This window comes from Kribbella sindirgiensis, assembly GCF_004331435.1.
In the GTDB taxonomy this organism is placed as follows: domain Bacteria; phylum Actinomycetota; class Actinomycetes; order Propionibacteriales; family Kribbellaceae; genus Kribbella; species Kribbella sindirgiensis.
Genome location: NZ_SJKA01000009.1, coordinates 26,073 through 42,495, shown reverse-complemented (window position 1 = coordinate 42,495; position 16,423 = coordinate 26,073). Strand labels below are relative to the sequence as shown.

General features: G+C 68.7%; 15 protein-coding genes. 5 read left to right on the top strand and 10 right to left on the bottom strand.

The features are described 5' to 3' along the window. Nucleotides 1-1,137: 1,137 nt before the first annotated feature. Entirely contained in the window at nt 1,138-2,127 is a 990-nt protein-coding gene (locus tag E0H50_RS25195; RefSeq protein WP_131292799.1) for a helix-turn-helix domain-containing protein, read from the top strand. Nucleotides 2,128-2,231: 104 nt separating this feature from the next. Here E0H50_RS25195 and E0H50_RS25190 read toward each other — a convergent pair whose 3' ends face one another. Together E0H50_RS25190 and E0H50_RS25185 are read right to left on the bottom strand one after the other, a co-directional pair. Next, complete coding sequence (locus tag E0H50_RS25190; RefSeq protein ID WP_202868327.1) at nt 2,232-3,338, bottom strand: aspartate-semialdehyde dehydrogenase; 1,107 nt, start codon at nt 3,336-3,338, stop codon at nt 2,232-2,234. Beyond that, nucleotides 3,335-4,603, bottom strand: coding sequence for an aspartate kinase (locus E0H50_RS25185; RefSeq protein ID WP_131292797.1), 1,269 nt, complete (start codon nt 4,601-4,603; stop codon nt 3,335-3,337). Before E0H50_RS25185 ends, E0H50_RS25190 begins: the two co-directional genes overlap by 4 nt. 161 nt (nt 4,604-4,764) lie before the next feature. Here E0H50_RS25185 and E0H50_RS25180 point away from each other — a divergent pair, with 161 nt between their 5' ends. Together E0H50_RS25180 and E0H50_RS25175 are read left to right on the top strand one after the other, a co-directional pair. Next, nucleotides 4,765-5,085 (top strand): ArsR/SmtB family transcription factor, encoded by a 321-nt coding sequence (locus tag E0H50_RS25180; protein ID WP_131292795.1) that lies wholly within the window; start codon nt 4,765-4,767, stop codon nt 5,083-5,085. A gap of 30 nt (nt 5,086-5,115) precedes the next feature. Then, nucleotides 5,116-5,700, top strand: coding sequence for a dihydrofolate reductase family protein (locus E0H50_RS25175; RefSeq protein WP_131292793.1), 585 nt, complete (start codon nt 5,116-5,118; stop codon nt 5,698-5,700). Here the strand turns inward: E0H50_RS25175 and E0H50_RS25170 are convergent. After that, nucleotides 5,583-6,794: an MFS transporter gene (locus tag E0H50_RS25170; protein WP_238151194.1), complete on the bottom strand. Its 1,212-nt coding sequence runs from the start codon at nt 6,792-6,794 to the stop codon at nt 5,583-5,585. The two genes, E0H50_RS25175 and E0H50_RS25170, sit on opposite strands and share 118 nt — an antisense overlap. Nucleotides 6,795-6,875: 81 nt before the next feature. Between E0H50_RS25170 and dinB the strand changes: the two genes are divergently transcribed. Further along, the gene (dinB, locus tag E0H50_RS25165; protein WP_131292789.1) at nt 6,876-8,072 is read left to right on the top strand and encodes a DNA polymerase IV; all 1,197 of its coding nucleotides are present in this window, start codon (nt 6,876-6,878) and stop codon (nt 8,070-8,072) included. Here the strand turns inward: dinB and E0H50_RS25160 are convergent. The 6 genes from E0H50_RS25160 to E0H50_RS25135 all read right to left on the bottom strand — a co-directional run bounded on the left by E0H50_RS25160 (nt 8,069) and on the right by E0H50_RS25135 (nt 13,802). Then, complete coding sequence (locus tag E0H50_RS25160; protein WP_131292787.1) at nt 8,069-8,266, bottom strand: hypothetical protein; 198 nt, start codon at nt 8,264-8,266, stop codon at nt 8,069-8,071. The two genes, dinB and E0H50_RS25160, sit on opposite strands and share 4 nt — an antisense overlap. Nucleotides 8,267-8,424: 158 nt before the next feature. Beyond that, on the bottom strand, nt 8,425-9,072 hold the full coding sequence (locus E0H50_RS43110; protein ID WP_165547292.1) for a hypothetical protein: 648 nt from the start codon (nt 9,070-9,072) through the stop codon (nt 8,425-8,427). 4 nt (nt 9,073-9,076) lie between these two features. Continuing rightward, on the bottom strand, nt 9,077-9,721 hold the full coding sequence (locus E0H50_RS25150; protein ID WP_131292785.1) for a DUF5063 domain-containing protein: 645 nt from the start codon (nt 9,719-9,721) through the stop codon (nt 9,077-9,079). Beyond that, nucleotides 9,714-10,313 (bottom strand): recombination mediator RecR, encoded by a 600-nt coding sequence (gene recR, locus E0H50_RS25145; RefSeq protein ID WP_131292783.1) that lies wholly within the window; start codon nt 10,311-10,313, stop codon nt 9,714-9,716. Before recR ends, E0H50_RS25150 begins: the two co-directional genes overlap by 8 nt. 1 nt (nt 10,314) lies before the next feature. Further along, nucleotides 10,315-10,914 (bottom strand): YbaB/EbfC family nucleoid-associated protein, encoded by a 600-nt coding sequence (locus E0H50_RS25140; protein WP_238151193.1) that lies wholly within the window; start codon nt 10,912-10,914, stop codon nt 10,315-10,317. 110 nt (nt 10,915-11,024) lie between these two features. Next, nucleotides 11,025-13,802 carry a DNA polymerase III subunit gamma and tau gene (locus tag E0H50_RS25135; protein WP_131292781.1) on the bottom strand — a complete coding sequence of 926 codons (2,778 nt, stop codon included), beginning with the start codon at nt 13,800-13,802 and terminating at the stop codon, nt 11,025-11,027. Nucleotides 13,803-13,872: 70 nt separating this feature from the next. On the opposite strand from E0H50_RS25135, the gene E0H50_RS25130 reads away from it, so the two are divergent. Further along, nucleotides 13,873-14,688 (top strand): aminoglycoside 6-adenylyltransferase, encoded by an 816-nt coding sequence (locus E0H50_RS25130; RefSeq protein ID WP_165547291.1) that lies wholly within the window; start codon nt 13,873-13,875, stop codon nt 14,686-14,688. Between the two features lie 6 nt (nt 14,689-14,694). On the opposite strand, the gene E0H50_RS25125 is transcribed toward E0H50_RS25130, so the two are convergent. Continuing rightward, on the bottom strand, nt 14,695-16,320 hold the full coding sequence (locus E0H50_RS25125; RefSeq protein WP_165547290.1) for a long-chain fatty acid--CoA ligase: 1,626 nt from the start codon (nt 16,318-16,320) through the stop codon (nt 14,695-14,697). Nucleotides 16,321-16,423: the final 103 nt, after the last annotated feature.

Here is a 16,423-nt window from a genome sequence, read left to right as displayed (position 1 = left end):
CCGGGGTACGGCGACGTGCCACGCAGACCGGGAAGCAGAGTAGCGGATCGGCACGGACGCCGACGACACAGCGGTCCTCCTTAGTGAGCAACGACGTACGGACGGCTACCAAACGTCGTACCCCGCTGCGTCCACAACACCTGCGTCGTCCTTCGCCGATCGTTATCCGGAATATACATTTGACAGCCTGAGACGACCAAAACGCCTTCCAGCCAAGTCAAATCGCGGTCAATTCACGAGGTACGACGCTACCCCGGCGCGCGAAGTTGACGTGACCTGTCACACCGGCCGCGTGATCAGCGAGAGCAGCAGCGTGAGCGGGACCCCAGGAAGTGCGTCCTGGCCGGGGCGTGCCGGGCGGCGGACGTGACACGCAACATCACATCCGCGCTCCCCATGGACAGCCTCACCATCCACGGAGCACCCTTCAGCACCCCCTGGGGTTCCACCGTCGATCCGGGAGCACGTCCGCAGTGGGCGGTAGCGGACAGCCGCGCCGGATCGGGCAGCACGATGACCAGGGCGGCGGTCATCGCGCATCGAGCCCGTCGGGAGACGAGCTCGTTCGTCCGTCCCCAGAGGTGCTGCGTTCGCCGGCAGGTGCGCGCAGCAGGTGTGGGGACGGACCGGAGACCGCAGGAGGACAACGCCCGCCGGGATCCCTGCAAGGACCCGCGGACGCTGGGGACGGCGGCACCGGTACGGTCGGCGGCACAGGGCGGAACCGGTCGCATCGGGCACTCCTCCTCATCGGCCTCACGATTGGAGATGCCACATTTTGTACACCCTCCAGCACAGCCAGTGATGGCACGGAAGTGCGAGGGCACCGATGCGCCGGGATCGAGACCCAACCGAAACAGGCTCCGCTGACGAGACAGCCAACTCGGGCCAGAATTGGAACAGCAGCCCGGCGGCGCTCAGGTGGTCCGTCGCCGGGCTGCTGGACCTCAATTCTCGCTCACGACTGCGCGGAAATGGTGGCCAGATGGTGACACGGCACAACAATGCTGACAGGACAACAAAGATCGCTGCGTGCATTTGGGTCGACACGTTCAGTGCCGACGGCTCTGGATCGCCCCGTCTAGGCTGGAGGGGCGGTAGCGGACGGTGACAGCAGCCGGAAGGGAGGGGAGCGTTGTGAGCACAACGGACACGGAGCGTGTCGGCCATTTGAAGGTGCTCGGGCTCAACGACGACGAGATCAAGGTCTATCAGCATCTGCTGCGGACCGGCCCGTCGTCGATCACCGAACTGGGCGAGGCGGTCCCCGACCGGGAGCGCTCGATCGACGTCACCCTGGGCGGCCTGGTGCAGGCCGGGCTGGCGCGGCGATCCGGTTCGGACCATTCGCGCTACCTGCCGGTGCCGCCGGACGCGGGTCTGGAGGCGATGACGCTGCGCCGCGAGTCCGAGCTGAAGCAGGCCCGGATCGAGGTCCTGAACGCGTACGACGAGTTCCGCCGGACCGTGCACAACGAGTCGACGACGCACCTGATCGAGGTGGTCACCGGCAGCGCGATCGTCGAGCGGATCCACCAGATCAAGAGCGGCGTACAGCGCGAGATCCTGGCCATCGACTCCCCGCCGTACTACATCGGCGGACCGAACCAGGAGGAGATCGACCAGCTCCGTCGCGGCGTGTCCTACCGGGTCGTGTACTCACCGGAGTCGGTCGAGGTGCCGGGGTACCTGACCGAGAACATCCTCCCGTGTGTGGAGGCCGGCGAGCAGGCGCGGGTGCTGCCCGACGTACCGGCGAAGCTGACGATCATCGACGGCGCGATCGCGTTCGTGTCGATGTCCGCACGCGACACCGACGTGAACCGGTCACTGCTGATCATCCGGCCGAGCAGTCTGCTGTCCGCGCTGGTCGGGATGTTCGAGCTGTGCTGGCGCAACGCGCTGCCGCTGCACGCGTCCGTCGGTGCCGAGGACGACCGCCTGGAGCCGATCGAGCGCCGCCTGCTGGCCCTGCTGGCGACCGGTGCCGCCGACGACACCATCGCCCGCACCCTCGGCATCAGCCGCCGGACGTTCTTCCGCTACCTGGAGCGCCTGATGAACCGCACCGGCGCCAGCACCCGCTTCCAACTCGCCCTGCACGCCGCCCGGGAGAACTGGCTCTAGGCCCCATCTGCCGAAGGGCGCCCCAAACCGGTTTGGGGAGTGTCACCTACCCGAAACGGGCAGCAAAGCCCCCCAAACTGGTTTGGGGGGCTTTGCGTGCCGGGTCAGGCTTCGGCGGGGATGAACTCCTTCGCCACGACTTCGGCGATCTGCGCGGTGTTCAGCGCGGCGCCCTTGCGGAGGTTGTCGCCGCAGACGAACAGTTCCAGTGCGTTCGGGTCGTCGAGTGACTTGCGGATCCGGCCGACCCAGGTCGGGTCGGTGCCGACCACGTCGGCCGGCGTCGGGAACTCACCCTCGGCCGGGTTGTCGAAGAGCAGCACGCCGGGAGCGTCCCGCAGTACCTCCCGGGCGCCGTCGGCGTCGACCTCCTGGACGAACCGGGCGTGCACCGACAGCGAGTGCGTGGTGACGACCGGGACCCGCACGCAGGTCGCGGACACCTTGAGATCCGGCAGCCCGAGGATCTTGCGGGACTCGTTGCGGACCTTGAGCTCCTCTGACGACCAGCCGTCGTCCTTGAGCGAGCCGGCCCACGGTACGACGTTCAGCGCCAGCGGGGCCGCGAACGGGCCGAGGTCGTTCCCGACCACCCGCCGCACGTCACCCGGCGTACTCCCGAGCTCCCGGTTCCCGGCCACCTTCGCCAGCTGGTCGTGCAGCGCGTCGATCCCGGACTGCCCGGCACCCGACGCGGCCTGGTACGACGCGACCACGAGCTGCTCGAGCTCGTAGCGGTGGTGCAGCGCGCCCATCGCGACGATCATCGACAGCGTCGTGCAGTTCGGGTTGGAGATGATGCCCTTCGGCCGGTTCCGGGCCGCCTCGGCGTTCACCTCGGGGACCACCAGCGGCACGTCCGGGTCCATCCGGAACGCGCCGGAGTTGTCCACCACGACAGCGCCCTTGGCGGCCGCGATCGGCGCCCACTGCGCCGACACCTCGTCGGGGACGTCGAACATCGCCACGTCGATCCCGTCGAAGGCCTGCTCGCTGATCGCGACGACCTCGACCTCCTCGCCGCGGACCTTCAGCCGTTTCCCCGCGGAGCGCTCGGACGCGATCAGCCGGATCTCTCCCCAGACGTTCTCGCGGGTCGAGAGCAGGGCCAGCATCACCGACCCGACGGCACCGGTCGCACCCACCACCGCCAGCGAGGGCAGGCCCGTCCGGTCGTCGATCTCGTTGTCCAATGCGCTCACAGGGGTCACCGTCCAGTTCCTCCGTACACGACAGCCTGGGTGTGCTCGTCGTCCAGGTCGAATGCGGTGTGCGCCGCGGTCACGGCAGCGTCCACCAGGTTCTCGTCCACGACCACCGAGATCCGGATCTCCGAGGTGGAGATCATCTCGATGTTCACGCCGGCGTCGGCGAGCGCGGAGAAGAACTTCGCGGAAACGCCCGGGTGCGAGCGCATTCCGACCCCGACGACGGAGACCTTTCCGATTTGGTCGTCGTACAGCAGTTGCTCGTAGCCGACCTCGTCCTTCATCCGCGCCAGCGCGGACATCGCCCGGGCGCCGTCGGCGCGGGGCAGCGTGAACGAGATGTCGGTGCGGTTCGTGGCGACCGCCGACACGTTCTGCACGATCATGTCGATGTTGGTGTCGGCACCGGCGACCGTCTCGAAGATCCGGGCCGCCTCACCCGGCTTGTCGGGGACGCCGACCACCGTGATCTTGGCTTCGCCGCGGTCCTGCACGACGCCGGAGATGATCGCCTGTTCCATCTGATCCAGTTCCTTCGCATCGACGACCCAGGTGCCTTCCTTCTGCGAGAAGGAGGAACGCACATGGACGGGGACGTTGTAACGCCGCGCGTACTCCACGCAGCGCAGGTGCAGCACCTTGGCGCCGCAGGCAGCCATCTCGAGCATCTCCTCGTAGGAGATCTTCGGGATCTGCTGGGCGGCCGGCACGATCCGCGGGTCCGCGGTGAAGATGCCGTCCACGTCGGTGTAGATCTCGCAGTAGTCGGCCTCCAGCGCGGCGGCCAGCGCGACCGCGGTGGTGTCGGAGGCGCCCCGGCCCATCGTGGTGATGTCCTTGGTGTCCTGCGCGACGCCCTGGAACCCGGCCACGATCGCGATGTGGCCCTCACCCAGCGCGTCCTCGATCCGGCCCGGGGTGATGTCGATGATGCGCGCGTTGCCGTGCGCGGCGGTCGTGATCACGCCGGCCTGCGAGCCGGTGAAGCTGCGCGCCTCGTAGCCCAGGTTCGCGATCGCCATCGCCAGCAGCGCGGCCGAGATCCGCTCACCCGAGGTGAGCAGCATGTCGAGCTCGCGCGGTGGCGGCAGCGGAGAGACCTGCTGGGCCAGGTCCATCAGTTCGTCGGTGGTGTCGCCCATGGCGGAGATCACCACCACGACGTCGTTCCCGGCCTTCTTCGTCGCGACGATCCGTTGGGCCACGCGCTTGATGCAATCGGCGTCGGCGACCGAAGAACCGCCGTACTTGTGTACGACGCGTCCCACAGTGTTTCTCCTCAAACCACTGGTTGCGGTACGCCGTGCGGCGTTGCACCAGGCGTAGTCGTTCGGTTCATTCTAGCCGTGACCTGACCGTTGCCTACCGGCTGACCAGCAACCGGTCAGCGGTACTTGTCCATATAAGTCATCACTGAAATACTGTACCGGTGCACGCGTTCGACATTCTCGGCGACCCGGTCCGGCGCCGGATCCTGGAGCTGCTCGCCGACGGCGAGCTGCCGGCCGGCAGTATCGCCGGCACGATCGGCGCGGAGTTCGGCATCAGCCAGCCGGCCGTTTCCCAGCACCTGCGGGTGCTGCGCGACAACGGGTTCGCGACCGTGACCGTCGACGGCACCCGGCGGCTGTACGCCGTCGATCCCGGACCACTGCGGGAGATCGACAGCTGGCTGGACCGGTACCGCAAGTTCTGGACGAACCGGCTCGACGCCCTGGAGACCGAACTGCACCGCGGCCGCCGGACATAACCTTCGAGGCAGTACCTGCATCTAGCTGGTATGCGGAACATCGTGGCCAGACTGTGCATGTCCGAGGACGGAATCGTCGAACGCCCCGAGCAGTGGCTGGCGCGACCGGCGATCGGACAGCTGCTGCCGTCGACCGGGAGCGTGCTGTTCGGCCGGCGGACGTTCGAGCGGTACGCCGGCTCGCTGGGACTCGAGGACACCCGGAACCTCGTGGTCGGATCCCGTCCCGTGATGGCTCGCCCCGGCACCGAGATGCTGCAGGGCGACACGCGCCGGGTACTGAACGCGCTGAAGTTCGTTCCGGGCGACGACCTGCACGTGATCGGCAGTCTGACGCTGGTCCGCTCGCTGCTGCGGTGGCGCCTGCTCGACGAGATCTCCCTGCTGATCCACCCGGTCGCCGCGGGTCGCGGCATGCTCCTGGACCGGCGGCACCTGCAGCTGATCTCGATGTGCGCCCGCGACGGCGGCGTACTGGAGGCGAACTACCGCGTGCGCTACGCCGCGACCGCGGCGCCGTCGACGGCACTGGTGTCGACCGGCCGATGGGGCGGAACCCGCAGCAGGGACAGGGTCGCGAGCACGGTGAGGCCCGCGGTCAGGACCCACGCGTAGCGAACGCCGAACCCCTCGACCACCGCGCCGGCGACGGCGGATCCGACGGCCGACCCGACCATTCCACCGCTCTGCGTCCACCCGAAGATCTCGGTGTGCGCGGATGTCGGCGTGAGCGCGCCGACGCGTTCGTAGAGCGCGGCGACCGTCGGCGCGATCATGCAGCCGGCGGCGAACATCGCGATCGCCAGCGCGACCACGGACGACGTCACGAAGACGCAGACAGCGACCAGTGCGGCGAGCAACAACATCCGCCGCCACACGGCCGACGTACGCCCGCCGGGCAGGGCGCCGTTGATCACACCGCCGGTCACGCTGCCGACCGCCGCAACCGTTTCGAGAATGCCGGCGATCAGCCGATTCCCGTGCTCGTCGGCGACCGCGACCATGCCGAGTGACATCGACGCGAACCCCATCACCAGGCACGCCCACGCGAACAGGATCGGCGTACGGTGCGGATGGAAGATCAGCTGCCAGGCAGTGGGCCGCGGACCGGCCTCCTCGTCGTGCGGTACGCCGGGTTGCTGGTTGAGACCGAACCACCAGATCGCTGCCGCCGCCGTGACCGCACAGGCCAGCAGACCGGCCCGCGGACTCGCGAAACTGACCATGATCGCGCCGAGCATCGGGCCGAAGACGAACAGCAGCTCCTGTGCTGTGGCGTCCAGCGAGTAGACCGCACGGAGGCGGGAGCCGTGCACGATCCGCGGCCAGTTGGCGCGGAGCGCGGACGTGACGGGCGCTACGAACACACCAGCCAGCACAGCCGCGACCGGGAGCACCCGGTACCAGCTGTACGGCATTAGAGCGAGCACTGCCATCCAGACGCCCCAGGCCATCCCGGTGCCGATCACTACCTTGCGTGCGCCCTTACGGTCCGCCATCCGGGACCAAACGACACTCGCAACCGCCGTACCGACCGAATAGGCACCTGCGACCACACCGGCCCAGCCGAAGTTGCCGGAGGCGTCCTTGGCCAGGAACGCCAGCGGGACCATCGTCGCCAGCACCGGCAACCGCGCGATCAAGGCCGAGGCGAGCAGCGCCATCACACCTTGGGTCTGCCAGAGATCGCGGTACGCCGTCAGGTCCATAAGGCTCATTCTTTCCTGACATCGATGTCCACCGCGTCAGGAATTCTCCCTATCTGTTTTGTCGGTGGTATATGCGAACATATGTTCGTGCACGGGCTGGCGACGATTCTGCATGCCGATCTGGACGCGTTCTACGCGTCGGTCGAGCAGCGCGACGACCCGCGCCTGCGCGGCCGGCCGGTGATCGTCGGCGCCGGCGTCGTGCTCGCCTGCAGCTACGAGGCGAAGGCGTTCGGCGTGCGGACCGCGATGAACGGCGGGCAGGCGTTGCGTCGCTGCCCGGGCGCGATCGTGGTCGAGCCGCGGATGTCGGCGTACTCCGAGGCCAGCAAGGCGGTGTTCAAGGTCTTCGAGGACACCACGCCGCTGGTCGAAGGGCTCTCGATCGACGAGGCGTTCCTGGATGTGGCCGGCCTGCGGAAGATCCGCGGTACGCCGGTGGAGATCGCTGTGCGGTTGCGCGCCGAGGTGATGTCCCGGGTCGGGCTGCCGATCACCGTCGGCGTGGCGCGGACGAAGTTCCTGGCCAAGGTGGCGAGCGGGGTCGCCAAACCGAACGGTCTGCTCGAGGTGGCGCCGGAGCGGGAGCTGGAGTTCCTGCATCCGTTGGATGTTTCGCGATTGTGGGGCGTCGGAGAGGTGACGGCGGAGAAGCTGCGGAATCGCGGGCTGACCAAGGTGGGCGATGTCGCGATGCTGCCCGAGGCGGCGCTGGTCGCGATGCTCGGGCGGGCCTCCGGGCGGCATCTGCACGCCCTCGCGCACAACCGGGACCCGCGTCCGATCGAGGTCGGCCGACGGCGCCGCTCGATCGGATCGCAACGGGCGTTGGGGCGTTCACCGAAATCCCCGGCGACGCTGGACGCCGTCCTCGCCGGGCTGGTCGATCGTGTCAGTCGCCGGATGCGCTCCGCGGGCCGCTCCGGCCGGAGCGTGACACTGCGGCTGCGCTTCGACGACTTCACGCGCGCCACCCGATCCCACACGTTGCCGCAGGCAACGGATCAGACGCGTGCGATCCTGGTCACCGCCCGCGCGCTGCTCCGCGCGGCCAACCCGCTGATCACCGCCCAGGGCCTGACCATGATCGGCATCTCCGTCGGCAACCTGGAGAACGAGGCCGCTCTGCAGCTGGCGCTCCCGTTCGACAAGGCCGCCAACAACGAGCTCGACTCCGCCCTCGACCAGGTCAAGGACAAGTTCGGCACCAATGCGATCACCCGGGGCGTTCTCCTCGGCAAGTCACAAGGCCTGGAGATGCCGATGCTGCCCGATTAGAAGGTTTTGTCGTGGAGGTTGGGGGCGCACCAGGTGAGGGCTGCGCGGAGTTCGTTCACCTGGGTTCGGCGGTTGTTCGGCGATCCGCCGTGGGCGATCGGGTAGAGGCGGAGGCCGCCGTGGTGGTCCCGGGAGACCGGGAGCTGGTTCTGGTACGGCGGCTCGAGCCACGCGACCAGCCACGGGCGCTTCATGTCTCCGCCGACTCGCAGCCTCGTCCCGGTGATCTACTCCGGCGACAAGTACCCCGGCGTACCGATCACCATCCCGGTCGCGGTCAGGCTCGCCTCCTCGCCCCGACAACCGCCGGATCCTGTGGATGCGTTGTCATCAGGCGTCACGCTAACGCGCCTCAGGACCGCGGGTAACCGATCTCGGCGATGGATTCCTTCAGATCCGCCAAGCGCCGCTGACGATTGAGCGACGTGACGACGTACTCCGTCAGCGGCATCAGCGCGTACACGTGCCGGACGGCGTCGAGGTCCAGCGCTTGCTCGTAGTAGTCCTCGGCGAAGGACAGGTAGGCCTCGGGGCGGCCGTCCGCAACCAGTTCGAACAGCGAGTCCGCTCCATCGGCGCCGGCGTTCTCGACCGGCCCACAACGCCAGGCGGTGTCATCCGTCGTACGCCAGAAGCACACCGTCGCCCGCGGCGCCTCGTCCCAGAACGCCTTGTCGTCCCGCTGCGCGTGGAACACCTCGGGTACGCCGTCCAGCAGCCCGGGCCACGGCCGCATCTCGTTCACGTACGGCGACATCGGCGACTCGTGATCGAACCCGTACGCGAACGCCCCGTCCGGCGAGAACACGATCGAGTACTCGTTCCCCGACCCGTCCCGCATCAGGGCAGCCTCTTCGGTCGCGGACCAGCGCGCGTCGAACTCGTAGTACCTGGTCGACGCATCGTCGTTCAGCACCAGATCGAGCACCGCGAGCGCGCGACTCACCCGCCGTACGACATCCGGCTCGGGCAACCGCCGAACCAGCTCGAGAACCGACATCCCGTCAGCGGCGCTGGACGGCCTCTTCGGCGACCTCGACGAGCTCGCGGTCGGTCGCCTCGGTCTCCGCGTCGTGTGCCGGCTCCAGCCGGTCGTGCGCGATCAGCGACTGAATGGCCCGCAGTACGGCGCTCGCGGCCGCACCCCACGTGGACACGTACGAGAACTGCCACCACCACAGCGCCTCGACAACCCGGCCGTCCTCGTAGTGCGCGAGGCCGTGCACCAGGTCGGTCGCGATCGCGGTCAGGTCGTCCGAGAGCCGGTTGACGGTGATCTCCGGCGGAGCGGCGTACGGGTCGAAGACCTCCGCGTACTCGTCCAGGCCCTCGAACAGCACCGCGAGCCGGTCCCGCATCGCGTCCAGGTCCGGGTCCGGGCCGGCGTCGCTCTCGAAACGCTCCTCCGGCACGAAGTCCTCGAACGCGCCGAGCCGGCCGCCGGCGAGCAGCAACTGGCTCACCTCGAGCAGCAGGTACGGCAGCGAGGCGAGGCCCTCGTCGACCCCGTCCTCGTCCGGTTGCGCCGCGATGTCGCGGACCGAGATCAGGAAGCTCCGGACCTGGTCGGCGATCTGCTCGGCGAACTCCTCCAGATCCTCGGAGTCCGTGCTCAGTGCCCGCTCTGCAATATCTGTCGGTTCAGTCATCGATCGATCGTCGCCCTTCAAACGCCCGTCCGAGGGTCACCTCGTCGGCGTACTCGAGGTCACCGCCTACTGGAAGTCCACTAGCCAATCGGGTCACGCGCAACCCCATGGGCCGCAGCAGGCGGCTCAAGTAGGTCGCGGTCGCCTCACCTTCGAGGTTCGGATCGGTGGCCAGAATGATCTCGGTCACCTCGCCGCTCGCCAGCCGCTGCATCAGTTCCTTGATCCGCAGCTCGTCCGGCCCGATGCCCTCGATCGGCGAGATCGCCCCGCCGAGCACGTGGTACCGGCCGCGGAACTCGCGGGTGCGCTCGATCGCGACCACGTCCTTGGCCTCCTCGACCACACAGATCAGGCTCAGGTCGCGGCGCGGGTCCCGGCAGATCCGGCACTGCGTCTCCTCGGAGACGTTGCCGCAGATCTCGCAGAACTTGACCTTCTCCTTCACCTGCACGAGCACGTGCGCGAGCCGCCGTACGTCGGTCTCGTCGGCCGCGAGCAGGTGGAACGCGATCCGCTGCGCGGACTTCGGCCCCACACCGGGCAACCGCCCCAGCTCGTCGATGAGATCCTGAACGGCCCCCTCGTACACGTCAGCCTGGGTTCTGACCGGGCTCGCCGGCCGAAGTCCCCGGGTTCACGAACCCGACGCCACCACGGTTGTCGCTGCTGTCCCGGCTGTCGCCGCCGTCCCGCTGGTCCTCGTCGGCGTCGCTGTCCGGCTCGGCCGGCGCGACCGCCGGCGGGGTGCTGGGCAGGCCGAAGCCCGCGGGGGCGGTCGGTGCATCACCGCCGAAGCCGGGGAAGCCGCCGTCACCGCCGAACGCGCCGCCCAGCCCACCGGCCAGCGGTCCCATCGCGGCGGCCGCGGCCTGCTTCGCGTTCTCCGAGGCGTCCCGGACCGCGGCGACGATCAGGTCGGCCAGCGTCTCGGTGTCGTCCGGGTCGACAGCCTCTTTCTTGATGTTCAGGCTGAGCAGCTCGCCCGTGCCGGACACCAGCGCGGTCACCAGACCACCGCCGGCGGATCCCTCGATCTCCTGACCCTCCAGGTCGGCCTGCGCTTCCATCAACTGGTTCTGCATCGCCTGCGCCTGCGCGAGCAGGTTGGACATGTCGAAGCCCCCAGCACCGCCACCGTCGAACACCGCGATCTCCTCGCCCGAACCACCCAACAACCGGAGCCTCAACACTAGCCGGTCCTCCCGACAACCCCACCCACCCCCAGAAACCGACCAGTCTCCCCATGGTTATCCACAGGGCTGTGGACATCCCCGAGTGGTCCGCACCAGCTAATTGGGTTCTAGTTGGGTTCCTCGGTGATGATTTGGGCGCCGAGCGTTTCGCGTAGCAGGTCGGTGTGCGAGCGGGAGTCCTCCTCCAGCACCATGTCGTCCTCCCCGATCGAATCCGCCTCTTCCTCCGGCGTCAGCGGCACCTCAGGAGCAGCGGCTACCGAAGCCGCCTGCCGCGCCTGCTCAGCCGCAACCGCAGCCTCGGCCGCCCGCCGCTTGCTCCCCGCCTGCTCCCGCCGCTCCGCCACAGCCTGCTGTGCCTCGGTCTGCTGCCGCGCAGGCCGTGCCACCGGCCCGTCCTCCCAGGGATCTTCCGGCGGTACGTCGTACTCAGAGTCAGGCGGCTCCTGCAAAGCGACCGCCCCCGCCGGCACTCCACCACCGGAGGAGCTACCCGCCCCAGCAGCGCGCCCAACGACCCCCGACTCAGCACCACCCGCACCCGAACCGCCGGGACCACTCATGCCGGGACCACCTGACCCCGGACCACCTGGACCGCCCGCTTCCGGTCCACCTGCCCCCGGACCGCCCGTACCCGGTGCTCCCGCGCCCGGTCCGCCTGCTCCTGGTCCGCCTGCTCCTGGTCCGCTCATCGATGGACCGGCTGCACCTGGACCGCTCGTGCCTGCTCCGCCTGCATCGGCTGTCTGGCCACCCTGACCCGCACCCCCAGGGCCTCCAGAGCTTCCCGCGCCGCCCGGCTGTGGGCCGGAACCTCCCGAGTTTCCAGGACCGCCGGACTGCGGGCCAGGCCGCCCAGCCGAGCCACCGCCCCCCGCCCCCGGATCGGTCGACGGATCAACGACAGCCTCGACCCGGCGATCAACGCCAATGGTGTCGATCATCGCCTGGCGAAGAATCTCGTCGCTTCCGGAACGCGCAAAGCTCTCCCGAGCCCCCGCATTCACCAGGCCAAGCGTGAGCGTCTGATCATCAATCGCGATCACCTGAGCGTTCTGACTCAGCATGATCCAAGCGAACCGCCGCTGCGCCTTGACGGCCTCCAAAATCTGAGGCCACAGCCGCCGAACATCCCCCAACCCCACAGCCCCGCCCCCGCCAACTGCCGCAGCCTGCCCCGACTGCGCAGGTTGACCCGACTGAGCAGGTTGGGCGGCCTGCGCAGATGGGCTGGACTGCGCAGGTGAGCCGGACTGCGCGGGCGGACCGGTCTGTGCAACAGGTTCGTCGCCCCAGGCACCCGTACGCGCTCCACCACCAGAGGCCTGCGCCGCGGAACGTTCACCGCCACCAGATCGCCTGGCCTCGTCGCCACCAACGCCAGCACCAGCCGCAGCGCCCACAGACACGTCACCCGCCGGCTCAGCACCACCCCCGGCCCGTCCTGCACCGCGGTCGGCACCGCCGCCAGCACCGCCATCACTGGCACTTCCCGGGGCGGCCGGATCACTCTCGCCTGCTGTGCTGCCCGGAGCAGTAGCGCCGTCCGGGCCAGCTGGGGCGGGTGTCGCGGCAGGTGGATCTGTCGGGGCTGGGCGGTTGCTTGCGGCTGCTCGGGCGGCCGCCCTGCTTGTCGCGGCAGCGCCCGGCGTACCAGCAGGTGCCTGCGCGGAGTCCGGCGTACCTACGCTGGCTGGCGCGGCGTCTGCGGGCACTCCGATGGCGAGGCGGCGTTCCATGCGGTCGAGGCGGGCCTGAATGCCGTTCGTAGAGTCGTCGGCACCGGGGAGAAGTACCTTTGCGCAGATCAGCTCGAGTTGCAGACGAGGAGCAGTCGCTCCACGCATATCCAGCAAACCCTCCGCGACGATGTCCGCCGCCCGCGTCAGCTCGGCCGCGCCGATTCCAGCGGCCTGCGTCTGAAGCCGCTCAGCCTGGTCCTCGGCAGCCTCGATCAGCCCGGAAGTCACAGCAGTCGGCACAGCGGACAGCACCACAAGGTCCCGCAGCCGCCGCAGCAGGTCCTCGGCGAACCGCTTCGGGTCCTGGCCGGTCTCGATGACCTTCTCGACCGTCTCGAACACCGCCGCGCTGTCATGCGCCGCGAACCCGTCGACGCACGCGTCGAGCAACGAATCCGGCGTGAACCCGAGCAGCGCAACCGCCAGCTCGTACGTCACCCCGGCCGGCCCCGCTCCACCGATCAACTGGTCGAGCACGCTCAGCGAGTCACGCACCGACCCGGCGCCGGCCCGTACAACGAGAGGCAGCGCGGCGGGCTCGATCGACACGCCCTCGGCCTGGCACAGGGTCGCCATGTAGTCCGCGAGCGCCTTCGGCGGCACCAGACGGAACGGGTAGTGGTGGGTACGCGACCGGATCGTCCCGATCACTTTGTCGGGCTCGGTGGTGGCGAAGATGAACTTGAGGTGCGGCGGCGGCTCCTCGACCAGCTTCAGCAGGGCGTTGAAGCCCTGCGTGGTCACCATGTGCGCCTCGTCGATGATGTAGATCTTGTAGCGGCTCTCGACCGGCGCGAAGAACGCCCGCTCGCGCAGGTCACGGGCGTCGTCCACACCACCGTGCGACGCCGCGTCGATCTCGATCACGTCGATGCTGCCGGGCCCGCCGCGGGCCAGGTCGGTGCACGACTTGCACACCCCGCACGGCTCGGCGATCGGTCCCTTCTCGCAGTTGATCGCCCGGGCGAGGATCCGCGCGCTGGTGGTCTTTCCACACCCGCGCGGCCCGGAGAACAGGTAGGCGTGATTGACCCGGTTGTTACTCAGCGCGTTCCGCAGCGGCGCCGTGACATGGTCCTGCCCGATCACCTCCGCGAACGTCTCCGGGCGGTACCGGCGATACAAGGCAAGGGGCGCTTCCACGCCGCAACCCTAGCGCCGCCCCCGGACAATTCCCCGCCCCCGCCCTGCTGCGCGTCCTAGGGTGGTGCGGGTGACGACCGGGGATGAGCGGCAGCAGGCGGTGATCGCCCGCGCGGGAGAGGTACTGCGCGACGACAAGCGGGTGCTGGGCGTGTACCTGATCGGTAGTTACGCGACAGGAGCAGCCGACCGCTTCAGTGATGTCGACGTCCATCTGGTGGTGACGGACGACAGCACCGAGTGGTTCAAGGAGCACTGGGCCGACGTACTGCGGGAGCTCACCGGGCCGACTGTGCTGGCGGATCGGCTGCCGGGGATGATCGGCGGGCTCGGGATCACGGCGGACTGGTTGCACGTCGACCTGATCGTGCACCCGCTCGCGTCGTTCGACCGGTTCCAGTACGACGGGGTGCGGGTGCTGTTCGACCGGGAGGGCACCCTGTTTCCAGAGGGGGATCTCCCGCCGAAGGGTGGTCGGCCCGGCGAGCCGTACTGGCCCGCCGCCACCGTGAACCTCTTCTTCTACTTCCTCGGGAACCTCGTCACGGTCCTCGGACGGGACGAGCGGATCGTCGGCAACCAGGGGATCGGCGTCGTCCGCGACCAACTGATCGCCCTCATGCTCGCCGAACGCGGCGTACGCCGAAACAGCGGCGCCAAACGCCTCAACGCGTTCCTGTCCGACGAGCAACGCGCAACGCTGGAGTCGATCCCGGCCGCCGGCACCGATGTCGCCGACATCATCGCGGCGAACCAGTACATCTGCCGCCAGTTCATCGCCCGCGGTACCGCGCTCGCCGAACGGACCGGTGGCGAGTGGCCTACCGAGTTCGTGGAGGTGACCCTCGCCCACCTCCAGAACCACTTCGGCACCAGCTTCGACTGACCGTCCTTACTTCAAGTGGTAGTTGGCGAAGCGGCTGCGGAGGTCCTTCTTCGAGAACTTGCCGACTGACGTCTTCGGCACCTCGTCGATGAACTCGACCGCGTCCGGGAGCCACCATTTCGCCACCAGCGGCTGCAGGTACTCGAGGATCTCCTCGCCCGTCGCGCTCGCGCCCTCCTGAAGGACGACGCAGGCGAGCGGCCGCTCGTCCCACTTCGGATGCGGTACGCCGATCACCGCGGCCTCCTTCACCGCGGGATGGGCCATCAGCAGGTTCTCCAGCTCGACCGAGCTGATCCACTCGCCGCCGGACTTCACCAGGTCCTTCGTCCGGTCGACGATCCGCACCGACCCGTACTGATCGATCGCGGCGACGTCTCCCGTCTTCATCCATCCGTCCTCGGTGTTCAGCTGCGCCCCGTCGTCCGGCCGGTAGTACTCCGCGGCGATCCACGGCCCTCGCACCTGCAGCTCGCCGGTCACGTCGTCGTCCCACGGCAACGGCGTGATCGAACCGGGCTCGACGATCCGCACCTCGACACCCGGCAACGGCAGACCGGCCCGCGCTCGCAGGTGCGCCTGCTCTTCCTCGGGAAGGTCCTTGTTCCGCGCGGCGACGTGCGCCGCCGTCGCCACCGGGCTCGTCTCCGTCATCCCCCACGCCTGCAGGATCGGCCGGCCCAACTTCGCACGGAACGCCTCCGACAGCGCCTCCGGTACGGCGGAACCACCGCACGGAATCCGCCGCAGCTTCGGCAACTCCACTCCGTCGAGCAGCGGCAGCAAGCCCTGCCAGATCGTTGGTACGCCCGCCGACAGCGTGACCTCCTGCTCCTGGAGCAGTTTGAGGATCCCCTGCGGGCTCATGTCCGGTCCCGGGAACACCAGTGACGCGCCGGCCATCGGCGCCGCGTGCGCCAGGCCCCAGGCGTTCGCATGGAACATCGGCACGACCGGCATCACCGTGTCCGTCTCGGCGAGTCCGATCCCGGCGTTGGTCAGCACACCGATCGAGTGCAGCCAGGTGGACCGGTGTGAGTAGACGACACCCTTCGGGTTTCCCGTCGTACCGCTCGTGTAGCACATCGCGGCGGCCTGGTTCTCGTCCTCGACGTGGAACTCCACCGGTTGGGCCGCGGCGATCAGTTCCTCGTAGTCGTGGAACCGCGGGTCGTCCGGGATCTCCGCCGACGGCGCGCCGGGTGGCAGGTCGTCCATCACGACGACGTGACGAACCTCCGGCAGCCGCTCCAGCAACGGCAGGAACAACCCGAGCAGCGACCGGTCGACGAACACGACCTCGTCCTCCGCATGGTTCGCGATGTACACGACCTGGTCGGGGAAGAGTCTGATGTTCAGCGTGTGCAGCACCCGGCCGGTGCAGGGCGCCGCGAAGTACAGCTCGAGGTGACGCCCCGAGTTCCACGCGAAGGTGGCGACGCGGCCGTCCGGGCTGATCCCGAGCGTGTCCAGCACCCCGCCCAGGCGTCTGGTCCGGTCCGCCCACTCGCCGTACGTCACCTTCGTCGGCGCCGGACCGCCCGTATAGACGGTCTTGTCCGGGTAGAACTGCTCAGCCCGCCGGAAGATCGTGTCCAGGGACAGCTGGTAACTCTGCATCAGACCCTTCATGCAGACACTGTGCCAGCCGCGATGTCACCTTGACCATGACCTCAACCGGACTTTCTCCGGCACTCATCCGGAACTCTTCCGGAACTGTCGCCTCAGGCAACAG